At 27.7% G+C, this 21,017-nt stretch carries 21 protein-coding genes; 10 read left to right on the top strand and 11 right to left on the bottom strand.

What is annotated here, in order from left to right; translation table 11 throughout:
* Positions 1 to 7: 7 nt before the first annotated feature.
* The 9 genes from pyrH to D3Z07_RS05665 all read right to left on the bottom strand — a co-directional run bounded on the left by pyrH (position 8) and on the right by D3Z07_RS05665 (position 9,545).
* A complete protein-coding gene (pyrH, locus tag D3Z07_RS05705; RefSeq protein ID WP_076084806.1) occupies positions 8 to 715 on the bottom strand; it encodes a UMP kinase in 708 nt (235 codons plus the stop codon).
* 61 nt (positions 716 to 776) lie between these two features.
* Positions 777 to 1,844, bottom strand: a complete 1,068-nt coding sequence (locus D3Z07_RS05700) for an ATP-binding protein (RefSeq protein ID WP_122893290.1) — start codon at positions 1,842 to 1,844, stop codon at positions 777 to 779.
* A gap of 3 nt (positions 1,845 to 1,847) precedes the next feature.
* Positions 1,848 to 2,774 (bottom strand): 4-hydroxythreonine-4-phosphate dehydrogenase, encoded by a 927-nt coding sequence (gene pdxA, locus D3Z07_RS05695; protein WP_122893289.1) that lies wholly within the window; start codon positions 2,772 to 2,774, stop codon positions 1,848 to 1,850.
* Positions 2,771 to 3,547 carry a pyridoxine 5'-phosphate synthase gene (locus D3Z07_RS05690; RefSeq protein ID WP_076084815.1) on the bottom strand — a complete coding sequence of 259 codons (777 nt, stop codon included), beginning with the start codon at positions 3,545 to 3,547 and terminating at the stop codon, positions 2,771 to 2,773. The genes pdxA and D3Z07_RS05690 overlap by 4 nt, the downstream gene beginning before the upstream one ends.
* A gap of 23 nt (positions 3,548 to 3,570) precedes the next feature.
* Positions 3,571 to 4,980, bottom strand: coding sequence for an anthranilate synthase component I family protein (locus tag D3Z07_RS05685; protein ID WP_122893288.1), 1,410 nt, complete (start codon positions 4,978 to 4,980; stop codon positions 3,571 to 3,573).
* 14 nt (positions 4,981 to 4,994) lie between these two features.
* On the bottom strand, positions 4,995 to 5,897 hold the full coding sequence (locus D3Z07_RS05680) for an SPOR domain-containing protein (protein ID WP_122893287.1): 903 nt from the start codon (positions 5,895 to 5,897) through the stop codon (positions 4,995 to 4,997).
* Positions 5,898 to 5,938: 41 nt separating this feature from the next.
* A complete protein-coding gene (locus tag D3Z07_RS05675) occupies positions 5,939 to 7,201 on the bottom strand; it encodes a serine hydroxymethyltransferase (protein ID WP_122893286.1) in 1,263 nt (420 codons plus the stop codon).
* Between the two features lie 10 nt (positions 7,202 to 7,211).
* Entirely contained in the window at positions 7,212 to 8,738 is a 1,527-nt protein-coding gene (gene lysS / locus D3Z07_RS05670; RefSeq protein WP_076084827.1) for a lysine--tRNA ligase, read from the bottom strand.
* Between the two features lie 12 nt (positions 8,739 to 8,750).
* Positions 8,751 to 9,545: a CvpA family protein gene (locus D3Z07_RS05665; RefSeq protein WP_122893285.1), complete on the bottom strand. Its 795-nt coding sequence runs from the start codon at positions 9,543 to 9,545 to the stop codon at positions 8,751 to 8,753.
* A 104-nt stretch (positions 9,546 to 9,649) separates the two neighbouring features.
* Between D3Z07_RS05665 and ispG the strand changes: the two genes are divergently transcribed.
* The 3 genes from ispG (at position 9,650) to D3Z07_RS05650 (ending at position 12,649) form a co-directional block, all read left to right on the top strand.
* A complete protein-coding gene (ispG, locus tag D3Z07_RS05660) occupies positions 9,650 to 10,711 on the top strand; it encodes a flavodoxin-dependent (E)-4-hydroxy-3-methylbut-2-enyl-diphosphate synthase (protein WP_076084833.1) in 1,062 nt (353 codons plus the stop codon).
* Complete coding sequence (locus tag D3Z07_RS05655) at positions 10,711 to 12,156, top strand: replicative DNA helicase (RefSeq protein WP_076084836.1); 1,446 nt, start codon at positions 10,711 to 10,713, stop codon at positions 12,154 to 12,156. The genes ispG and D3Z07_RS05655 overlap by 1 nt, the downstream gene beginning before the upstream one ends.
* 91 nt (positions 12,157 to 12,247) lie before the next feature.
* Positions 12,248 to 12,649 (top strand): type II secretion system protein, encoded by a 402-nt coding sequence (locus D3Z07_RS05650; protein WP_122893284.1) that lies wholly within the window; start codon positions 12,248 to 12,250, stop codon positions 12,647 to 12,649.
* A 1-nt stretch (position 12,650) separates the two neighbouring features.
* On the opposite strand, the gene D3Z07_RS05645 is transcribed toward D3Z07_RS05650, so the two are convergent.
* Positions 12,651 to 13,475: a DNA ligase gene (locus D3Z07_RS05645; protein WP_122893283.1), complete on the bottom strand. Its 825-nt coding sequence runs from the start codon at positions 13,473 to 13,475 to the stop codon at positions 12,651 to 12,653.
* Positions 13,476 to 13,611: 136 nt separating this feature from the next.
* Here D3Z07_RS05645 and D3Z07_RS05640 point away from each other — a divergent pair, with 136 nt between their 5' ends.
* The 4 genes from D3Z07_RS05640 to D3Z07_RS05625 are packed head-to-tail and all read left to right on the top strand — an operon-like array spanning position 13,612 to position 17,523.
* Positions 13,612 to 14,166 (top strand): adenine phosphoribosyltransferase, encoded by a 555-nt coding sequence (locus D3Z07_RS05640; protein WP_322898842.1) that lies wholly within the window; start codon positions 13,612 to 13,614, stop codon positions 14,164 to 14,166.
* Between the two features lie 12 nt (positions 14,167 to 14,178).
* Complete coding sequence (gene trpB / locus D3Z07_RS05635) at positions 14,179 to 15,387, top strand: tryptophan synthase subunit beta (RefSeq protein WP_076084848.1); 1,209 nt, start codon at positions 14,179 to 14,181, stop codon at positions 15,385 to 15,387.
* Positions 15,388 to 15,397: 10 nt separating this feature from the next.
* Positions 15,398 to 16,099 (top strand): DedA family protein, encoded by a 702-nt coding sequence (locus D3Z07_RS05630; protein WP_122893281.1) that lies wholly within the window; start codon positions 15,398 to 15,400, stop codon positions 16,097 to 16,099.
* The gene (locus tag D3Z07_RS05625) at positions 16,096 to 17,523 is read left to right on the top strand and encodes a leucyl aminopeptidase (protein WP_122893280.1); all 1,428 of its coding nucleotides are present in this window, start codon (positions 16,096 to 16,098) and stop codon (positions 17,521 to 17,523) included. Before D3Z07_RS05630 ends, D3Z07_RS05625 begins: the two co-directional genes overlap by 4 nt.
* A 40-nt stretch (positions 17,524 to 17,563) precedes the next feature.
* Here D3Z07_RS05625 and D3Z07_RS05620 read toward each other — a convergent pair whose 3' ends face one another.
* Entirely contained in the window at positions 17,564 to 18,679 is a 1,116-nt protein-coding gene (locus D3Z07_RS05620; protein ID WP_122893279.1) for a hybrid sensor histidine kinase/response regulator, read from the bottom strand.
* Between the two features lie 111 nt (positions 18,680 to 18,790).
* On the opposite strand from D3Z07_RS05620, the gene D3Z07_RS05615 reads away from it, so the two are divergent.
* The 3 genes from D3Z07_RS05615 (at position 18,791) to D3Z07_RS05605 (ending at position 21,015) form a co-directional block, all read left to right on the top strand.
* Complete coding sequence (locus D3Z07_RS05615) at positions 18,791 to 19,321, top strand: response regulator (RefSeq protein WP_164707204.1); 531 nt, start codon at positions 18,791 to 18,793, stop codon at positions 19,319 to 19,321.
* Between the two features lie 3 nt (positions 19,322 to 19,324).
* On the top strand, positions 19,325 to 19,972 hold the full coding sequence (locus tag D3Z07_RS05610; protein ID WP_122893277.1) for a hypothetical protein: 648 nt from the start codon (positions 19,325 to 19,327) through the stop codon (positions 19,970 to 19,972).
* A gap of 266 nt (positions 19,973 to 20,238) precedes the next feature.
* Positions 20,239 to 21,015, top strand: a complete 777-nt coding sequence (locus D3Z07_RS05605; protein WP_122893276.1) for a phosphate/phosphite/phosphonate ABC transporter substrate-binding protein — start codon at positions 20,239 to 20,241, stop codon at positions 21,013 to 21,015.
* The last annotated feature ends 2 nt before the right edge of the window (positions 21,016 to 21,017 follow it).

The raw sequence follows: 21,017 nt of genomic DNA, 5'->3' as shown, positions 1-21,017 counted from the left end.
TAAATTCTTACTTAACGATTGAACATTTACTTGTATCACCATTGATGATTTTAAGTAAATTTCCTTTTTCATTCATATTTGCTACTACTATTGGTAATTTATTATCTTTTGCTAATGCAATTGCTGTATCATCCATAACTTTGATATGATCTTCTAAAGCTTGATCATAAGAAATAGTATCTAATTTTACTGCATCATCAAATTTCATTGGATCTTTATCATAAATTCCATCAACTTTTGTTGCTTTAATTAATAAAGAAGCTCCAATTTCTGTTGCTCTTAGTGTTGCTGCTGTATCTGTAGTAAAGTAAGGATTTCCTGTACCTGCACTAAAAATAACAACTCTGTTTTTTTCTAAATGTCTAGCTGCTTTTCTTACAATAAATGGTTCAGCAATTTGCTCCATTTTAATAGCTGTTTGTAATCTTGCATTTAAACCTTTATGCTCTAGTGCTTCTTGCATAGCAATACCGTTAATAACAGTACCAAGCATTCCCATGTAATCACCACTAGTTCTTTTGATAATACCATCAGCTGCTGCGCTTACACCTCTAATAATATTTCCACCACCAATAACAATACCAACCTCCACATCATTGTCTACAAGTTCTTTAATCTCTTCAGCTATATAATCTAGTATTTTCGTATCAATACCATAACCTTCTTCGCCTGCTAATGCTTCACCTGAAAATTTTACAAGTACTCTTTTGTTCATGTGTGTGTCCTTTATAGTTTTGCGATTTTATCTTAAATTTGTTTAATTTCTAATTAATAAACTAGCTAAGTGCCCATTCATAAAATGGAATCACATTAATTTTAAAAGTATCATGAGAAATTTTTTCATCATTTGATACTGTAATAATATTTAACTCTTTAATCTCATATTCATCCATAATTTTATAGATTTTTCTTAGTGTTGATTTTACTAAAAAGCTATTGAAAAATGGAATCCCTACAATTGCTAATTTTTTGGATTTTATATAAAAATCGATATTATCAAGATAATAGATATTTTTATATTTATCAATAAGTTCTAAAAAAATCATATTTGTAAACTCATTTTTGAACTTTTTATGATGTGAAATTGAGTTTAAAAAAGAGTGATTATATGAATATATTTTTTTATTTGCTTTTTCTTGATTATATTTTTCTACAAAATATATTGTTTTATTGATTTCTAAAGTTTTACATGTTTCATAAAACTTATCTTTTGATATTTTTATTTTATTTTTTAAGTTAGTGAATAGTTGATATAAAGATTTCTTTTCATCAATATTTTCAAAAAGTAGTTTTAATATTTCAAATTGAGTGTCATTTTGAGCTTGTAATTTTATTATTTCTTGTAGTCTTTGAACTTTTTTATGTTCTTCAATATTTATTATTTCAGGTAGGTTTCCATATTTAAAAAAGTTATTAAAACTTTGTGTAATATTTTGATGTCGATTATCATGAAGTAAATACTCTTCAAAATCTAAAGCACTAACAGTAATATTTTTGAATCCTCTTATACTTTTTGGTGTATTTGTAGAAATAATTACATTATCACAATATGGTAGTTCAAACTCAAAAGAGAAATTTTCAAGAACTAAAACTGTAATTTGATTCTGTCTTAAATATTTATCTAAGTTATCTATAATTTCTTCTAAGTTATTTCTTGAATCTTTTAGGTCTATGTAAATATAATCTTTACTTTTAAAATTTGATAAAAAATCATAAATAAGATAACTCTTCCCTGTTTTACTAGCACCTGTTATAATAGTTTTTGGATGAGTAATTCTTATTTTACGTTCTATGAAATTTATTTTTGAAAAGTTTAATTCATAACAGTTTTCAAGTGTTTTCATAATTTATTTTTTACTGTTTACTAAAACTATTGCTTCTTTAATTGCATTTATATAACTTTTTAAATTTACTTTTTCATTTTTGTAAGCAATATTAAAAGCAGTTCCATGATCAACTGATGTTCTAATAATTGGTAAGTTTAAACTTACATTTATACTTTGATCAAAATATAAGGCTTTTAATGGTGCTAAGCCTTGATCATGATACATAGCTACAAAGTATTTATAGTTTTTTCTTGACATTGGAGAAAATGCAGTATCAGGAACAAGAGGTCCCGTAAAAACTTTTTTATCAAGCATTTTATTTGCATTTTTTATTGCTTTGAATATTTCAACTTCTTCATTACCTAAAACGCCATTATCACTTGCGTGTGGATTTAATCCTAAAACACCAATCTTTTTTGATTTTACACTTTTTTGAAAGTCGATTAAAAACCTTGTTAAATCTTCAACATTTATTTTTTTAGGAACTTTTTTTAAAGGAATATGTTCTGTAAAAAGGCTTACAAACATTTTCTTACAACCTAGCATCATGATTGCATTTTTACCAAAATAATCTCTTAATACTTCTGTATGACCTTTATAAGTTATATCTGCTTTACTCCAAGCTTCTTTATTTATAGGAAGTGTACAAATTGCATCTACTTGTTTTTTATCTGCTAATTTAATTGCATCCATAAATGAATCAAAAGAATATTTTCCAGATTTTTTTGTTACATCTCCTGGTTTTATTTCAAAATCACCTTTTGTTTCAAAAGTTTTGAAATCTTTTGGAATTTTTATATTTAATTGTTTTGAGGCAGCTTTCAATAAGTTCTTATTTATACAATAAATAGGTTTACAAATTTTAGCTATTTTTTCATGAGAAAGTAGGGCTATTTCTATTCCTATTCCATTTATATCGCCAATACTAATAGCTATTTTAGGTTTCATATTAATTCTTTCATATCAATAATCGCTTTTTCAAGTCCTGTAAATACAGATCTTGCAATTATAGTTTGCCCAATATTTAATTCACTAATATGTTTAATTGAAGAAATTAGTGTTACATTTTGATAGTTTAAGCCATGTCCTGCTGCAACTTGAAGTTTCTTTTTATTTGCAGTCTTAGAAGCTTTTTTAATCTCTTTTATTGATTGTTTTAGCTTCTTTTTTAACTCTTTTCTTGGAAGTTCTAATTCTTTTATTGTATGATGAGTATTTGAAAGTCCTGAGTTTAACATTGCATATACATTTGCAAAAGTTCCTGTATGTAGTTCAATCCATTCAACATTTAATTTTGAAGAAAGTTCAATTACTTCTTCATTTGGATCAATAAATAATGAAACTTCAATTTCATTATCATGAAGTTTTTTTATTACTTTTTCAAGTTTTTTATAGTTTCCTTTAACATCTAATCCACCTTCTGTTGTCACTTCAGCTCTATTTTCAGGAACTAAGGTAGCACGTGAGGGTTTCATCTTACAAACTATATCAATAATATCTTCATTTATTGAACATTCTAAGTTTACAGGAAGTGCAGATTGTTCACATATAACTTTTGCATCATTATCATGAATATGTCGTCTATCTTCTCTTAAGTGAATTGTGATTTGATCAGCACCTGCAAGTTTACAAATTGATAAAGCATCAATTGGATTTGGGTCGTTTATTTTTCTAGCTTCTCTTAAAACTGCAATATGGTCTATATTTACTCCAAGTAACATGCTACTTCCTTTTAATTATTATATTAAGCTAAATCTTTTAATGTAGCAATATTTGCTGCAAGCTTGTTATGTACTTCTAAATACTCATCTTCAGGTTTAGAATCAGCAACTACTCCTGCTCCTGCTTGAAAAATTACAGTATCTTCTGTAAGCATTGTTGTTCTAATAGTAATTGCTGAGTCCATGTTTCCATCGAAACCAAAATATGCAATACTTCCTGAATAGAAATTTCTTTTTATACCTTCAAATTGTGCTATTAATTCCATAGCTCTAATTTTTGGAGCTCCTGTCATTGTTCCTGCTGTAAATGTTGCTGCAAATAAATCAAACATGTCATACTTTTCATCTATCATTGCTTCAACATCTGAAACAATATGCATTACATGTGAGTATCTTTCAATTCTCATCAAATCAGTCACTTTTACAGTTCCTGGTTTTGCAACACGTCCAACATCATTTCTTCCTAAATCGACAAGCATTAAGTGCTCAGCTCGCTCTTTAGTATCAGAAATTAGCTCTTTTTCCATTTCTAAATCTTTATCAATTGTAGAACCTCTTTTTCTTGTACCAGCAATTGGACGAAGAAGTAAGTGTCCATCTTGAAGTTTTATCATAACTTCAGGTGAAGAACCTGCAATAGAAAAGTCTTCATATTCTAAAAAGAAAAGATATGGACTTGGATTTTTACTTCTTAAAGCTCTATAAAAACTAAAGTGATCTACTTTTGCTTTTTGTATAAATCTATTTGACATTAAAATTTGGAAAACATCACCTGATTTGATCATCTCTTTAGATTTTGCAACCATTTCAAAGAATTTTTCTTTTGAGAAATTGAATTTACCTTCATCTAATAAAACAGCTTTTTTGGGAGCTTGATAATTATATGGAGTATATAAGTTTTTTTCAATTTTATCTAATTCATCTTTTTTAGATTCAACAGAAGTTAACATAACAAGTTTAGAAGTTTTATGTGAAAAACCTAAAATGATATTTGGTCTTATTAAATCTAAATCAGGAATATTTAATTGATCTACTAAATTATTCATTGAATCTTTTAGTTTAGGTTCAAACTCTTTGCCAATATCGTAACCAATATTTCCAATAAAGCCATCAACTAATCCAATACCTAATTCTTGTGCTTTTTGTTTGTAAAATTTTTTATCAAATTTCTTATAGTATTCTTGCAAAAACTTTAATGGGTTTGAAGTAACTTCAAAAATTTTCCCTTCTTCATTTTTGTGATAACAAACACCATTTTCATACCAAACTCGCTCTCTTGCGCCTATTACTATAAAAGAGTAATTCCCATCACTAGAATTTATTGTACTTTCGAAAAGAAATGTAATTTCTTCTTTATAAGATTCTTTAATTTTTTCATAAATTGAAACTGGAGTAAATTGGTCTAAAAAAAGTTCTTTACTATAAAAATTCATATATCCCTAACTTCTTAAAATTTAAGTATGTAAGCACTTGATAAGTTTAGCTTACTTTTAATATTTTCAATATTATCATTTGCACTTGCTCTTGATGAATATGGACCAATTAGAACTTTATTATAAATCTTACCTTTTACTTCAACTTGATGAACTTTATATTTTAAATTAGCATTTTTAATTTTACTAATATATGAATTTGAAGGTTTTTTAGAAAATGCTCCTATTTGTACAAAGTAACCTTTTGGTGCACTACTTGAAATATTATTTACTAATTCTTTTACAGATTTTTTAGTTTCTTTTTTAACCACTGGTTTTTGCTTAATTACTTTTTTAACCACTGGTTTTTTTGCAATAACTTTCTTCTCTGGAGCAATTTGTGCTTCAATCTTTTTGATTGTTTCATCTAGAATTTCATCTGAAGTTTTTGTTTTAACTTCTTCAGGTATTTCTTCTTTATTTATTGCATTAATTTTTTCTTCTGAACTTACTTCTTTTTCTACATTATCTTTTTTAATTCTTTCATTCATTATCTTTTGAAAGTTTTCTTCTATGTTAGAATCTTCAGTAGTAGTTTTTGTTTCAATTGGATCAGTTTTATTTGAAGTAAAAGTATCTTCTTTTGAAGTATCAGTTAAAAGGCGTATCACTATAATAGTAAGTAAAAATAAAATTACAAGAATAAGACCTAATATTAGGTACTTTTTCTTATTAGTCTCTTCATTAGAACTTGGATTATCAAGCATTATATTACCTAGTTCATTATCTATAGGTTCTTTAATACTTTCATTTTGAATAGTATTATTTTGACCTATTGAAGTTTGTACTTCTTCTAATTCACTTAGTTTTTGCTCTAGTTCATCTCTTTCTTGTTGAAGTTGAACTTTTTTTATAAACTCTTCGCCTTTTATTTCCATAACTGATCCTTATTAAATAAAATTAATATTATAAATACTCACTAGTAAGTAGATTGATTGTAAATCACAAAATTAGATGCAAGTTCTTTTAACTCATTTGCAATTGTTTCTTGTAATTTAGTGTTTTCAATATCATCTAATACATCACACATTTTATTTGCAATGATTTCAAACTCTTTTTCTTTCATTCCACGTGCTGTTAATGCAGGAGATCCTACTCTAATCCCTGATGTTACAAATGGAGATCTTGTTTCACCTGGTACTGTATTTTTATTTACAGTAATTCCAGCATTTCCTAATGCAGCATCTGCATCTTTTCCTGAGAATTCTTTATTAAGAAATGATACTAATACTAAGTGATTATCTGTTCCACCAGATACAATATCATATCCTCTTGAAACTAGTACTTCACCAAGAACTTTTGCATTTGCTTTTACTTGTTTTGCGTAATCTTTCCAAGCAGGACTTAGAATTTCTTTAAATGCTACTGCTTTTCCAGCAATTACATGTACTAATGGTCCACCTTGTAATCCTGGGAAAATAGCAGAGTTTAATTTCTTTGCTATATCTTCATCATTACACATTATCATTCCACCTCTAGGTCCTCGAAGTGTTTTATGTGTTGTAGTTGTTACTACATCTGCATAAGGGAATGGACTCATATGCTCACCCGCTGCAACTAATCCCGCAATATGTGCAATATCAGCAAATAAAATAGCTCCAACTGCATCAGCAATTTCTCTAAATTTAGCAAAATCAATTTCTCTAGCATATGCAGAAGCACCACAAACAATAATTTTCGGTTGAACAATTTTAGCAATATCCATTACTCTTTCATAATTAATTCTTCCATCTAATTCTACACCATAATAAAAAGGAGTATAGTTCTTACCTGAAAATGATGGTTTTGAACCATGAGTTAAATGTCCACCATGAGATAAATCCATACCAAGAATTTTATCACCAGCTTTTAATAGTGCTGCATATACTGCACCATTAGCTTGAGAACCTGAATGAGGTTGTACATTTGCATAATTACATCCAAAGATTTCACAAGCTCTATTTATTGCAAGTTGCTCAACTTTATCAGCTTGCTCACAACCACCATAATATCTTTTATAAGGGTAACCTTCTGCATATTTATTAGTAAATACTGAACCCATTGCTTGCATTACTGCTGGAGATGTAAAGTTTTCACTTGCAATCATCTCTAAATGGTCTGTTTGTCTTTCTAATTCATTTTCACATATTTCAAATACTTCTGAATCTGCTTCTTTTAGGTTTGCGTTTGATATATAGTTCATTTTATATTCCTTATTTATCTTCTTCACTATCATCGTGAAGGTTTATTTCATTTTTAATTGGTTTCATTGCAGGGAAAAGTAACACATCTCTAATTGAATGCTCATTTGTAAGCATCATTACTAATCTATCAATACCAATTCCTTGACCTGCTGTTGGAGCCATACCATATGATAGGGCATTTACAAAGTCTTCATCCATTTCATGAGCTTCATCATCTCCACCAGATTCTTTTGCTTCCATTTGACCTTCAAATCTTTGAAGTTGATCAAGAGGATCATTAAGTTCTGAGAATGCATTTGCTATTTCTTTTCCACCAATGAATAATTCAAATCTATCAGTTAAATGAGGTTTCTCATCATTTCTTCGTGCAAGTGGAGAAATTTCAACTGGGTATTCTGTAATAAAAGTAGGGTTGATTAATTTATCTTCAACATATTCATCAAATAATTCACCTTGAAGTTGTCCTAGATTCATTTTTTCATTTACATCAACATTTGCAGCTTTTAAGTGTGCAATAATTTTATCTTTATCTTCTGTAATATCAGCGGGAACTCCACCAATAGTAGTTAAAGATTCAATTAATGGAATTTCAGTAAAGTTTTTAAAATCTATTTCAAGTTCACCATAAGGTAAAACAGAAGGCAATTCTAAATGTTCAAATAAAAATTCAAAGTATTCTTTTGTAAGTTCAATTAAATCTTTATACGTTTTATATGCCCAATAAAATTCGATTGATGTAAACTCAGGATTGTGTGTTGCATCCATTCCTTCATTTCTAAAACATCTATTGATTTCAAATACAGCTTCAAAACCACCTACAATACATCTTTTTAAATATAACTCAGGTGCAATTCTTAGGAATCTATCTACACCAAGTGCATTATGATGAGTTGTAAATGGCTTAGCATTTGCTCCTCCTGCAATTGGATGCATCATTGGAGTTTCAACTTCTAAGAAACCTTTATTTTCAAAAAATCTTCTTGTTAATGAGATAACTCTAGATCTAATATGAAAAGTTTTTCGCACTTCAGAGTTCATAATAAGGTCTAAGTATCTTTGTCTATATCTTAACTCTTTGTCTTGAATACCATGGTATTTTTCAGGAAGTGGAGAAATTGATTTAGTTAGAATTTTTAAACCATCTACATGTAAAGATAATTCACCTTTACCTGTAACAAATGGATACCCAGAAACTTCGATAATATCACCAACTTCAACAGTTTTTTTGAAAATATTATTATAAAAACCTTCGGGTAAAAAATCTCTACTTACATAAATTTGTAATAATCCAGATTCATCTTCTATTTTTAAAAAAGAGGCTTTCCCCATAAGTCTGAAGAATTTAATTCTTCCTGCAACTGTATAGTTTCTATGTTCATCTCTTTTATCTTCTTTTTGAAATATATCGCTATTTACATTAATAAATTTTCCAATTGTAGTGTTTCTTGTACTTTCATTTGAATAAGGATTAATACCTGCTTCTCTTAATTTTTCAGCTTTTTCTATTCTTTGTTGTATATATTTATTTTCGAACAATCTAATATTCCTTTATTTGTTTTCTTCTGTTTTATTTACTATGCTTTGTAATTTTTCTTTTACAGTATTAATTTGTTCTTCTGTTACAGTTGTAGTATTTGAAATTGTTTCTTCAACTTTTTTTACTACTTCTTCTTCTACAGATTTCTTAACATCATTAATTGTGCTTTCAACACCTTCTTTGATATCTTTTTTTGTCTCTTCTAAACTTTTTTCAATATCTTCTTTTAATTCTTTTGCTGGTGTTTCCTCAGTTTTTGTAGCATCTTTTGCAGTATCAACAACTGTATCAACAGTTTTTTCAATACTTGAAGTAATTGAAGAAGTGTCAAGTTTTATGATATATGAACCAACACTTATTAAATGTGGCATTACAACAGAACCTGCTGTCTTATTATCAATAGCATTTTTGAAAGATTGAACTTGATATAAAGCGTAAGCAATAACTGAAAAAATTAAAAATACTTTCGCAGCTCCAAATACGAATCCAAAGATTCTATCAAATAATCCTAGGCCACTTGCAGAAAATATTTTACTAACAATTACACCTAAAGCATAAACAATAATCCAAAAACCAACTAAGGCAACAATAAAACCAATTAGTTTAATAGTAGTTTGATTTTCTAATGCTAAAACAGGAGCAATTAAATTACCAATATCAGCTGATACTCTTGATGCTACAAAAATTGCACCAATAATTCCAATGATTCCAAATACTTCTTTAATTAGACCTCTAAATAGTCCCTTAAGTCCTAAAACTAACGTAATACCTAGTATTACCATATCAAAAATTGTAAACTCTTGCATAGATTTCCTTTACATAATATGCGCTATTGTATCTAAAAGTTTTAAAATTAAAGTTTAAAAAAACTTTTGACTTTAATTTAAACTTTTTTAGATAAAATCCAATTATGATAAAAAGATACCCAACAAAACAAATATTCGTAGGAAACGTACCAGTTGGTGGCGATGCCCCAATTCCTGTTCAGTCGATGTGTTTTACTAAAACTTCTGATATTGAAGCAACTGTAGAACAAATAAGAGCTTTGCACTTTGCAGGTGCAGATATTGTAAGACTTGCTGTACCAAATAAAGAAGCAGCACTTGCTTTAAAAGAGATAAAAAAGCAAGTAGATTTACCAATAGTTGCAGATATTCATTTTCACTATAAATTAGCATTAATAGCAGCAGAATCTGTAGATTGTATTAGAATTAATCCAGGAAATATTGGCGATAGAAAGAGGGTTGCTGAAGTAGTAAAGGCTTGTAAAGAAAGAAAACTTCCAATAAGAATTGGAGTAAACTCAGGCTCACTAGAAAAGCAATTTGAAGATAAATATGGTCAAACTCCTGAAGGTATGGTTGCAAGTGCTGATTATAATATTAAGTATCTAGAAGATTTAGATTTTACTGATTTAAAAGTATCACTAAAAGCATCAGATGTTCAAAGAACAGTGCAAGCTTATAGAACTTTAAGACCTATGAATAACTATGCTTTTCACCTTGGAGTTACTGAAGCTGGAACGCAGTTTCACTCTACAATTAAATCATCAATTGCTTTAGGTTCATTATTACTTGATGGAATTGGAGATACTTTAAGAGTTTCAATGACGGGTGAATTAGAAAAAGAGATTGAAGTAGGAAAAGCAATTTTAAAAGATGTTGGAATTGCAAAAGAGGGATTAAATATTATTTCTTGTCCAACTTGTGGACGAATTGAAGCTGATTTAGTAAAAGCAGTTGCCGAAGTTGAAAGAAGAACAAAACATATAAAAGCTCCTTTAGATGTATCTGTTATGGGATGTGTTGTAAATGCAATTGGAGAAGCTAAAAGTGCGGATGTTGCAATTGCCTTTGGAAAAGGTTCTGGTTTGGTTATGAAAAAAGGTGAAATTATTGCTAAGTTGTCTGGCGATGAATTAATTAATAAATTTTTAGAAGAAGTAGAATTTGAAGCAGAAAAAAGAACATAATGGATAGCGTTTATAGTATAAATATTGAAAGAGCAGTACTTAGTTCAATATTATTTAATCCTGAAGAGTTAGAAGATGTTTTAGCTTCATTGAAACCCAAAGATTTCTATCTTCCTGCACATCAAAAAATATATCAAGTGATGATTCAACTTCATGATGATGATATGCCAATTGATGAAGAGTTTATTAGAAAAAGAATTAGTTCAAAAGACGTAGATGATTCTATATTAATTGAAATTCTTTCAGCAAATCCTATTACAAATACAATAGCTTATGTAAGAGAAATAAAAGATGGTTCTGTAAAAAGAGAACTTGCTACATTAGCTACTACTATTAAAAAAGTAGCACTTGAAGAAGAAGTTAGTGGAAACGAAGCTCTTGATACTGTTCAAGGTGAATTATATAAAATATCTACAGATTCTGCTACTTCTGAACTTAAAGATATGCAAGAAATTACAGGTGATACTCTTTCATATATTGAAAGAATGAAAAAACTTGGAAATAAACACTTAATTGGTGAAACAACAGGTTTTGATGCACTAGATAGAAAAACAACTGGATTTAATGAAGGGGATTTAATTATTATTGCTGCACGTCCTGCAATGGGTAAAACAGCACTTGTTTTAAATATGGCTTTAAAAAATGTTGAAGCAAATAAAGGTGTGATTTTTTTCTCACTTGAAATGCCAGCTGAACAACTAATGTTAAGAATGCTTGCAGCAAAAACTTCAATACCTTTACAAAATCTTAGAAAAGGTGATATGAGTGATAATGAATGGAGTCAATTAAGTGGCGCATTTGATGATATGAATACAAAAAAGCTATTTGTTGATGATGGCGGAAGTATTAATATTAATCAACTTCGAGCACGGGTTCGAAAATTAGCTCAAAATGAAGATAATAATATTTCATTAGTAATTATTGATTACCTTCAATTAATGCAAGGAACTGGAAATAAGGATAGACACCAAGAGGTATCAGATATATCAAGAGGTTTAAAAATGCTTGCAAGGGAGATGAAAATCCCAATTATAGCCTTGTCACAGTTAAACAGGGGACTTGAAAATAGACCAGATAAAAGACCAATGCTTTCAGATTTAAGAGAATCGGGAGCTATTGAGCAAGATGCGGATATTATTATGTTTGTATATAGAGATGATGTATACAAAGAAAGAGATGAAGCGCGAAAAGAAAAAGAAGCAAAAGATAAAGGTGAAGAGTATCGATCATCTTTTGTAAATAAGCCTGTTGAAGAAGCAGAAGTAATTATTGGAAAACAAAGAAATGGACCAATTGGAACTGTTAAACTTGATTTCCAAAAAGCACTTACACGATTTGTAGATAAAGAGAATGATATGAGTTCGACTGCACCAATTGAAGTTGTATTTGAAAATGTTGCAGATGTAGAGAGAGAAACTAATATGGATATGCCTGATATCTTGTAAGCTTAAATAAAATAATTAATTTAATATTTTAATTAATTATTTTATTATTTATAGATAATCTTAAATATTATTTTAATATAAAGGATTATTTATGAAAAAAGGTTTTTCTCTTTTAGAGTTAATATTCGCTATTGTTGTTATTGGTATTATTGCATCTTTTGCTATACCAAAATATTTAGATACACGTGATTCTGCTTTAGTTTCAACTCTTAAGAGAGATATTGGAACAGCTACTACATCTATTCAAAGTTATCATTTAGTTGAAGGAAATATTACTAAAATTTCTGAGGCAGTGACTTTAAATCCAACTAATTGGACTGTTGAAGATTTAAAAATCACTTATAAAGAAGGTGATACAGATTGTGCAGTTTTAGAAGTGACAAAAGAAGATACAGCTAATTCTTTAAATCTTACTGTAACTCCTGGTGCTGGTGATGTTTGTGAGAAATTAGATGAATCAGGAATAAAAACTACAACTTATGACTTATACTAAGTTATTCATCTTTTCTAACTCTTAAAAAAGATGCAAACTTAGGTTTTCCAAATCTTGTAAGATTATAATATTTAAAAGTAACTATATCTGCAATTTTTGGATGATTTATTCTTTCTTGCTTTGAAAAGCCATTACCTAGATTAAATACTACTCCATTTTTTAGTTTTAACTTTAGGCTTTTAAATTTACTTTTTTCTGAAGTACTTTCATTATAATTTATTGCAATTACTTCGCCTTCTGAATCTAAAAAATTTTTTACTTTTAATATATTTGGATTTCTTCCTGTGAAGTATTTTGGTATTGGATTTTTTAGTATTATTCCTTCTGCTTGTTTTTTTACTAATTCATTTAAATATCTATCTAAATGCTCTTTATTTTTACATTTTATTTGCTTGATAATTTTTATATAATTGTTGTGATTTTTTTCTTGCCAATGTTTTATTTTTTCTAATCTTGTTAAAAAATCTCCTTTACTATTTGGAACTTCAAATATATTGTATGTTATTTGCTTCCAATGCTTTGAGGGTATTTTATCTAAGACTATACTTTGTATATTTTCAAAATCATTTCTTTTTGTCCACAGTTCACCATCAAGTTCAAAATTTGGAAACTCTTTTATAAAGTATTTTGGTGCAAAAATTATATTACCATTTTTACTTATTAGATTTTTACCATTCCAATATGCTCTAATGCCATCTAGTTTTTCACTCATCACCCAGTTTTTTATTTTCTGTGATTTATCATAAGTTTTTGCTTTTTGTAAATCTATTGCAAAACAAATATTTTGTAAAAATAGTAAGATAAAGATTGATATTAATAACTTCATATATTCTCTTTTAAATAATTTAATTAATTATATTTAAAATGAGATTAAATATTTGAAATAAATCATAAAGTCATAATAATTATTTGGATAAAATAATTTACTTTTCACTACATTTATAAAAAAATTAAGGATTGTTTTGAGTAAAAAGATATTAACACAAGATGAAAAAAATAGATTATTAAACTCAATTAGAAGTATTGAGAACTTCCCAAAAGAGGGAATTATATTTAAAGATATTACAACATTATTAAATGACAAAGATGCTTATGCTTTAACAATGCAACATTTTGAAGATAGATATAAAGACTATAATTTAGATTACATAGCAGGTATTGATTCAAGAGGTTTTATTTTTGGAGCGGCACTTGCTGATAGATTAGGTATTGGTTTTGTTCCTGTAAGAAAAAAAGGAAAACTTCCAAGTACAACTGCATGTGAAAAATATGAATTAGAATATGGTTTTGACGAAGTAGAGATACATTTAGATGCTTTTAGAGGCGAAAAAAATGCAAGAGTACTTTTAATCGATGATATTATTGTAAGTGGTGGAACAGCTTATGCAGCTGCTAATTTGATAAATAAATTAGATGTAAATTTAGTAGAAATGTGTTTTTTAATGGATATAAAAATTTTAGGTGGTGCGCAAAAATTACAAAAAGTTGCACCTGTTTATTCAGTATTAGAAATATAAGAAAGAGATATTATGAGTGATTATATACCAAAAGCAAGCCCTTTTGATCCAGATTCAAAAGGACAATTCGGAATTTTCGGAGGACAATATGTTCCTGAAACTTTGATGCCAGTTTTAAAAGAATTAGAAATAGAATATAAAAAATATAGATTTGATAAAGAGTTCTGGGCTGAAGTAAATGATTTATTAAGAGATTATGTAGGAAGAGAAAACCCACTTTATTTAGCAAAAAATGTTTCAGAAGAAATAGGTGCAAAAGTATATTTAAAAAGAGAAGATTTAAATCATACTGGTGCACATAAAGTAAATAATGTTATTGCACAAGGCTTACTTGCTAAAAAACTTGGAAAAACAAAAGTAATAGCAGAAACAGGAGCAGGACAACATGGAGTTGCAAGTGCAACTATTGCTGCACTTATGGGTTTAGAGTGTACTGTTTTTATGGGTGCAAAAGATGTTGAAAGACAAGAATTAAATGTATTTAGAATGAAACTTTTAGGTGCAAAAGTTGTTGCAGTTGAAAGTGGAAGTAAAACACTAAAAGATGCTATGAATGATGCAATTAGATACTGGGTTACAAATGCACGTGATACTTTTTATATAATAGGAACAGTTGCTGGTCCTCATCCTTATCCTATGATGGTTAGAGATTTCCAATCTATTATTGGATATGAAGCTAGAAAGCAAATTCTAGAAAAAGAAAATAGACTTCCAGATTATGTTGTAGCTTGTATTGGTGGTGGTTCAAACGCTATTGGTATGTTCTCTCACTTTTTAGAAGATAAAGAAGTTACATGTGTAGGAATTGAAGCAGGTGGTTTAGGACTTGATACAGATAAACATGGATGTTCACTAGAAAAAGGAAGCCCAGGTGTTTTACATGGACAATGTTCTTACCTTTTACAAGATGAAGATGGACAAGTTTTAGAAGCACACTCTATTTCAGCTGGTCTTGATTATCCAGGAATTGGACCTGAGCATTCATTTCATAAAGATAATAAAAGCGTACAGTATGATTCAATAACTGATAAAGAAGCTCTTGATGCTTTTGTATGGTTAAGTAGGGCTGAGGGAATTATTCCAGCTTTTGAAACTGCACATGCAATTGCTTATTTAAAAAAAGCAAAAGATAAATTAAAAGGTAAAACTGTAATTATAAATTTATCAGGTCGTGGTGATAAAGATATGATTCAAGCTAAAAGTTTATTAAACTTTGACTAAAAGGTAAAAAATGAAAGAAATCTTCAAGAAATTACAACCACATGCAGGAAAAATACTAGCATTTATAGTAATTATATTTTTTTCTTTTTTAGCATACAATCTATATCAAGCTCCTGTTGAAGGTTTTGAAAATAGTTTTGTTTATTTACTAAAAGAGTATGGATATATAATTCTTTTTGCATGGGGAATGCTTGAAGGTGAAGCCGGTCTTATTATGGCTGGTCTTTTGTCACATACCGGTGATATGAACTTATATATAGCAATTTTTGTAGCAGGACTTGGTGGCTTTGCTGGAGATCAGGTTTATTTTTATATTGGAAGATTTAATAAATCTTATGTACATAGTAAGTTCAAAGGTCAAAGACGTAAGTTTGCACTTGCTCATTTATTATTACAAAAGTATGGTTGGCCAATTATTTTTGCGCAAAGATATATGTATGGAATGAGAACAATCATTCCAATATCAATAGGACTTACAAGATATGATGCTAAAACATTTGCTTTTATAAATCTTATATCTGCTTGGTGTTGGGCTGCAATTACTATTGTGCCTGTTTGGTATTTTGGTGAAGAAATTTTAAAAGTTTTACATTGGGCTAAAGAACACTGGTATTTTGCATTACCTATTGCCTTAGGATTTGGTGGAAGTATTATTTATTATTTTAATAAAGCTTCGAAAAAAACAGAAAAAAATAAAAGAGATATTAAATGAAAATAAATTTAACAAATTCAAAAATAGAAAAAGTACAATCAGATTTACAAATTATTTTAACAAATAAAATTGATAATTTAGAAGAAAAAGAATTACTAAAAAACTTAGGCTTTAAAGCAAAAGATGAAGAACTAGTTTTTTTAAATGAATCAAATAAAATTTTTGTAGGCTTTGAAGATGAAACTTATGATTCTCTAGCAATAGCAATATCAACTGCAATTAAAAAGTTTCAAACAACACTTTATAAAACTGCAAAATTAGATTTAACCTCTTTTGATTCAAGTGTTTTAAAAGCAATTGTTGAAGGTACTTTATTAGGTTCATATACTTTTGATGATTATAAATCTAAAAAAGAAAAAAAGAAGAAACAAGAACTAATTATTTGTATTGAAGAAGACTCTCCAAGTTTAGATAATATTGAGTTAAACTCAATTTTAGAAGAATCAAAGATTATTTCAAAAGCTGTTAATAAAGCAAGAGATATGGTTAATACAACACCAGGAGATTTTTATCCTGAAGTAATGGCTAATTTAGCAAAAAAACTTGCAAAAGATGCAAAGATTGATTGCAAAATAAAAGGTGAAAAATACCTAGCAAAAAATGATATGAATGCAATGCTTAGCGTTGGACGCGCTTCAGTTCATGAATCAAAATTAATTCATTTATCATATAAACCAAAAGATGCAAAGAAAAAGATTGTACTTGTTGGAAAAGGTCTTACTTATGATTCAGGAGGATTATCTTTAAAACCTGCTGATTATATGGTAACAATGAAATCTGATAAAGGTGGAGGTTGTGCAGTATTAGCTACTATTTGGGCAATTGCTAAGTTAGAATTACCTTATGAAGTACATGCAATCATAGGAGCAGTTGAAAATATGATAGGAGCAGATGCTTATAAACCTGATGATGTATTAGTTGCAAAAAATGGTAAGACAATAGAAGTACGAAACACAGATGCAGAAGGAAGACTAGTTCTTGCTGATTGTTTATGTTATGCACAAGATGAACTTCAAGATATTGATTATATTTTTGATTATGCAACATTAACAGGTGCTTGTGTAGTTGGAGTTGGACAATATACAAGTGGAATTATGGGAAATAATGAGAAGTTAAAAGCTAGTGTTGTTAAAAGCTCTTTAAAAGCAGGGGAGTTGGCTACTACTTTAGATTTCAACAGATATTTACGAAAAACAATCAAATCAGAAATTGCAGATATATCAAATATTGCAAGTACAAGATATGGTGGAGCAATTACAGCTGGACTATTTTTAGATAACTTTATAGAAGAAAAAAATAAAGAAAAATGGGTTCATTTTGATATTGCTGGACCTGCATTTGTTGAAAGTGCTTGGGGATATAATCCTCATGGAGCAAGTGGTGCAGGGGTTAGAATGACTATTGGATTTTTAAAAGAATTATAAACCAAATAATTTAAGGCTAAGTTTAATGCGTGAATAGATTTTATAGAATTTCTATTTCAATATTAAATTTAGCACCCATATATTTAATATCTTCATATATTAACTCTTCATTTACTGCTGTTATTGTTCCTTTTAAGTGTTTTTGTACAATCTGTTTTGACATATGTAATCCAATACCATTTCCTTCTTCTTTTTTTGTAGTAAAGTATAGTTGAAAAATATTATTCATATATTTTTCTGGAATTCCACCTGCATTATCATGTATTGATATTATTAGTTTATTATCAATTTTTTTAGTACCAATTTTTATTATTTTTACATGTTCTACTTTTGACAATTCATCTATTGCATTTTTTTTGATATTTATTAAAACTTGTATTAGTTCATTTTCATAATTGTAAACTTGAGTATCTTCAATATCTTTTATAATATTTATATCAAAAGTTTTTAATTGTGAAATAATTAATTTATCAACTTTTTCTAAAGTTTTTTTAATATAAAAAGTAGATTCATATTTGTTAGGTTTTAAATAAGATTGAAAATCATTAAGTGTTGTATTCATATAATTAACTGCATCATTCATTCTAGAAATCATATTATCTAAACTATCATTTTTATCAATTATATTACCAAATTCTTTTTCTAATTTAATTCCAGATGAACATATAGATATTGTATTTAAAGGCTGTCTCCATTGATGTGCAATATTTGTTAGCATTTCTCCCATTGCCGCCATTTTTAATTGAGTAAAGATATCACTTTCTATTTTTAAACTTTCTTCTTTTTCTAAAAGTTTAGTTTGAAATTTTTCTAATTCTTTAATTATAATATTAAAATCTATGGGTTTTGCTATAAACTTATAAATATCAAGTTTAATAGCTTCAATAAAATAATCACTTTTCTCAAAGGTAGATATAAAAATAATAGGAATATTTAAGTTGTTTTTTAATAACTCATTATATAAATAAACACCACTTAAATTAGGCATATTTAGTTCTGAAATAATAATATCTGGTTTTATATTATTTATATTATTTAATGCCTCAATTGCATCCGAAAATGGATATAAAGACTTTACTCTTGGAGCTATTATATCGATAAATTGTCTCCTTATCATCTCATCATTTTCAATTATTATTATATTCAAATTTTGCATTGTTTACCTACCTTTTCTTATCTAGAATAATCTTATCATATTTTTATGCGGAATAAGTTAAAATGGCAAAAACTATAATAATAGGTATTTAACATAATGGAATCGAATTTTTTGAAGAGTATTAGTATATTAATAGTAGATGATAATGAATCAGATTTAGAAGTAATTGATAATTCTATAAGTAGATATTTTAAAAAAGTACATACTGCTTCAAATGGTGCAGATGCTTTTGAAATCTATAAAAACAATAAAAATATCGATATTATAATATCAGATATAACTATGCCAAAAATTAATGGTTTAGAACTTTTAGAACTTATTAGACGTTCTGATATGTATTTACCATTTTTAATTGTTTCTGCTACTTTTGATCAAGAAATGTTAATTAGTGCAATTAATTTAAATGTTAGTTCTTTTCTTCCAAAACCTATTAACTTGCAATCTTTAATTGAAAAAATTGATATGCTTTGTGAAAGAAAATATTTTAAATATAAAGAAGAGTTAAGAAAAAACGAAATTACAAATTATTTAGATTCAGTAAATAGTGTAGCTTATATTTATAAAATGGACTCTGATGGCAAGATATTGTATATGAATAATCTAATGTTAGAGATTACTGGATATGAAGAAAGAGATATCTAGGGTTTGACTTTCTCTGATATTATACACCCTCATGTAGCTAAAAGCAGTATTAATGATACTTTCATAACTTTAAAGGAAGGAAAACTTTGGAAGGGGAATACAAAGTTTATAAGTAAGACAAAAGAAGAGTTTTATTTAAACAATACAATTTTTAAACTAGTTAGTGAAGAAGATAGTTATATTACTATCTCTTTTTTAACTACAAAAGAAAATCTTGAAAAAAGAGATTTTCATAAAAAAGTTATACAAAATATGAATGAGTTACATTCTCGTGAGTTTTATTATAAAAAAGAGTTAGAAAAACTTTCTTCTGAAAAAATGGATTTAATAGTAAAGGTTAATGCTTCATCTAATTTAGAAGATAAAATACTTTCTTTAAATTCACAAATTGATAAATATGAAAAAGATTTGATATTGAAAGATGAAAAATATGACTTGATGTTAAAATCGAAAAAAGAAGAAATTGAGAAGTTTATTGAAAGAGCACAAAAAGAAATGATAAAAAATAGTAATTCTCAAAATTGGAAAGATTCAAATAGCAGTAAAGAAAAAGCACTTATAATAGAAAATGAAAAATATATAAATCTTAATAATAAACTAATTAGACGTGTTAAAGACCTAGAAGAAATTTTTAAAATAGAAAAGACATAGATTATTAGATAAGGCTGATGAGAAAATTTATAGAGTAGTATATTTAATGACATTAGGTATTACTTACTTGTGAGTTAATTGGAGATGAATTCTTAACTGGACATGCATTTGTTGAAAGTGCTTGGGGATATAATCTCCTCATGGAGAAAGTGGAGTAGGTGTTAGTATGACAGTAGAATTTTTAAAAAATATAGAAAAATAATTGCTATGATACTATTGTAATACCTTTTTCTGCTATTATATAATAAATATAACAAGGAAAAAGTATGAAAGCAATAATACTTATATTAATAGCAATTACATATTCATTTGCTACTGAAATTACACTAGGGGTTGTGCCTCAACAAAGTCCACTTAAGTTATCAAAAAAGTGGACTAAAATAACAGAATATCTGCATAAAGAAACTGGTATAAAAGTTATCTTTAAAACTGAAAAATCAATACCTAAATTTGAAAAAAGATTAGAAGCTGGTTATTATGATATTGCATATATGAATCCTTATCATTTAGTTAATTTTAGAAAACAAAAGTATGAAGCTTTTGTAAGGGCTTCAAAGAATATTCAAGGTATTGTTTTATCAAAAGATAAAAACCTTGAAATAACAAAAGATAATCTAAAAGGTAAAACTTTTTTATTTCCAGCTCCAAACGCATTTGCTGCAACAATACTTCCAAAGTTAGAGTTCAAAGAAGAATTTGGATTTGATATTGATAAAGATGCAAATGTTTTATATGTTAATTCACATGATTCTGTATATAAAGGTATATCAAGAAATATAGGAGATATTGGTGGAGGAATTTACCGAACTTATAATGATTTTAATAAAACTGGAAATAATAATATTTTTGTAGTATATAAAACAAAAAAATATCCAAGTCATCCAATTGCATTTCATCCAAGAGTAGATAAGCAAACAGTTCAAAAATTACAAGATGCATTTTTAAAAATGCCTACAGAACTTAAAAAAATACTAAAAATAAAAAAGTTTATTCTTACAAATACAGAAGAATTTAATATAATAAAAAATATTGGTGCTAAGTAAAG

The sequence above is a fragment of the Arcobacter peruensis genome, from assembly GCF_003711085.1.
Lineage (GTDB): Bacteria > Campylobacterota > Campylobacteria > Campylobacterales > Arcobacteraceae > Poseidonibacter > Poseidonibacter parvus.
Note: the sequence above shows the minus strand (reverse complement) of the source record. Positions and strands in the feature narration are given on the sequence as shown.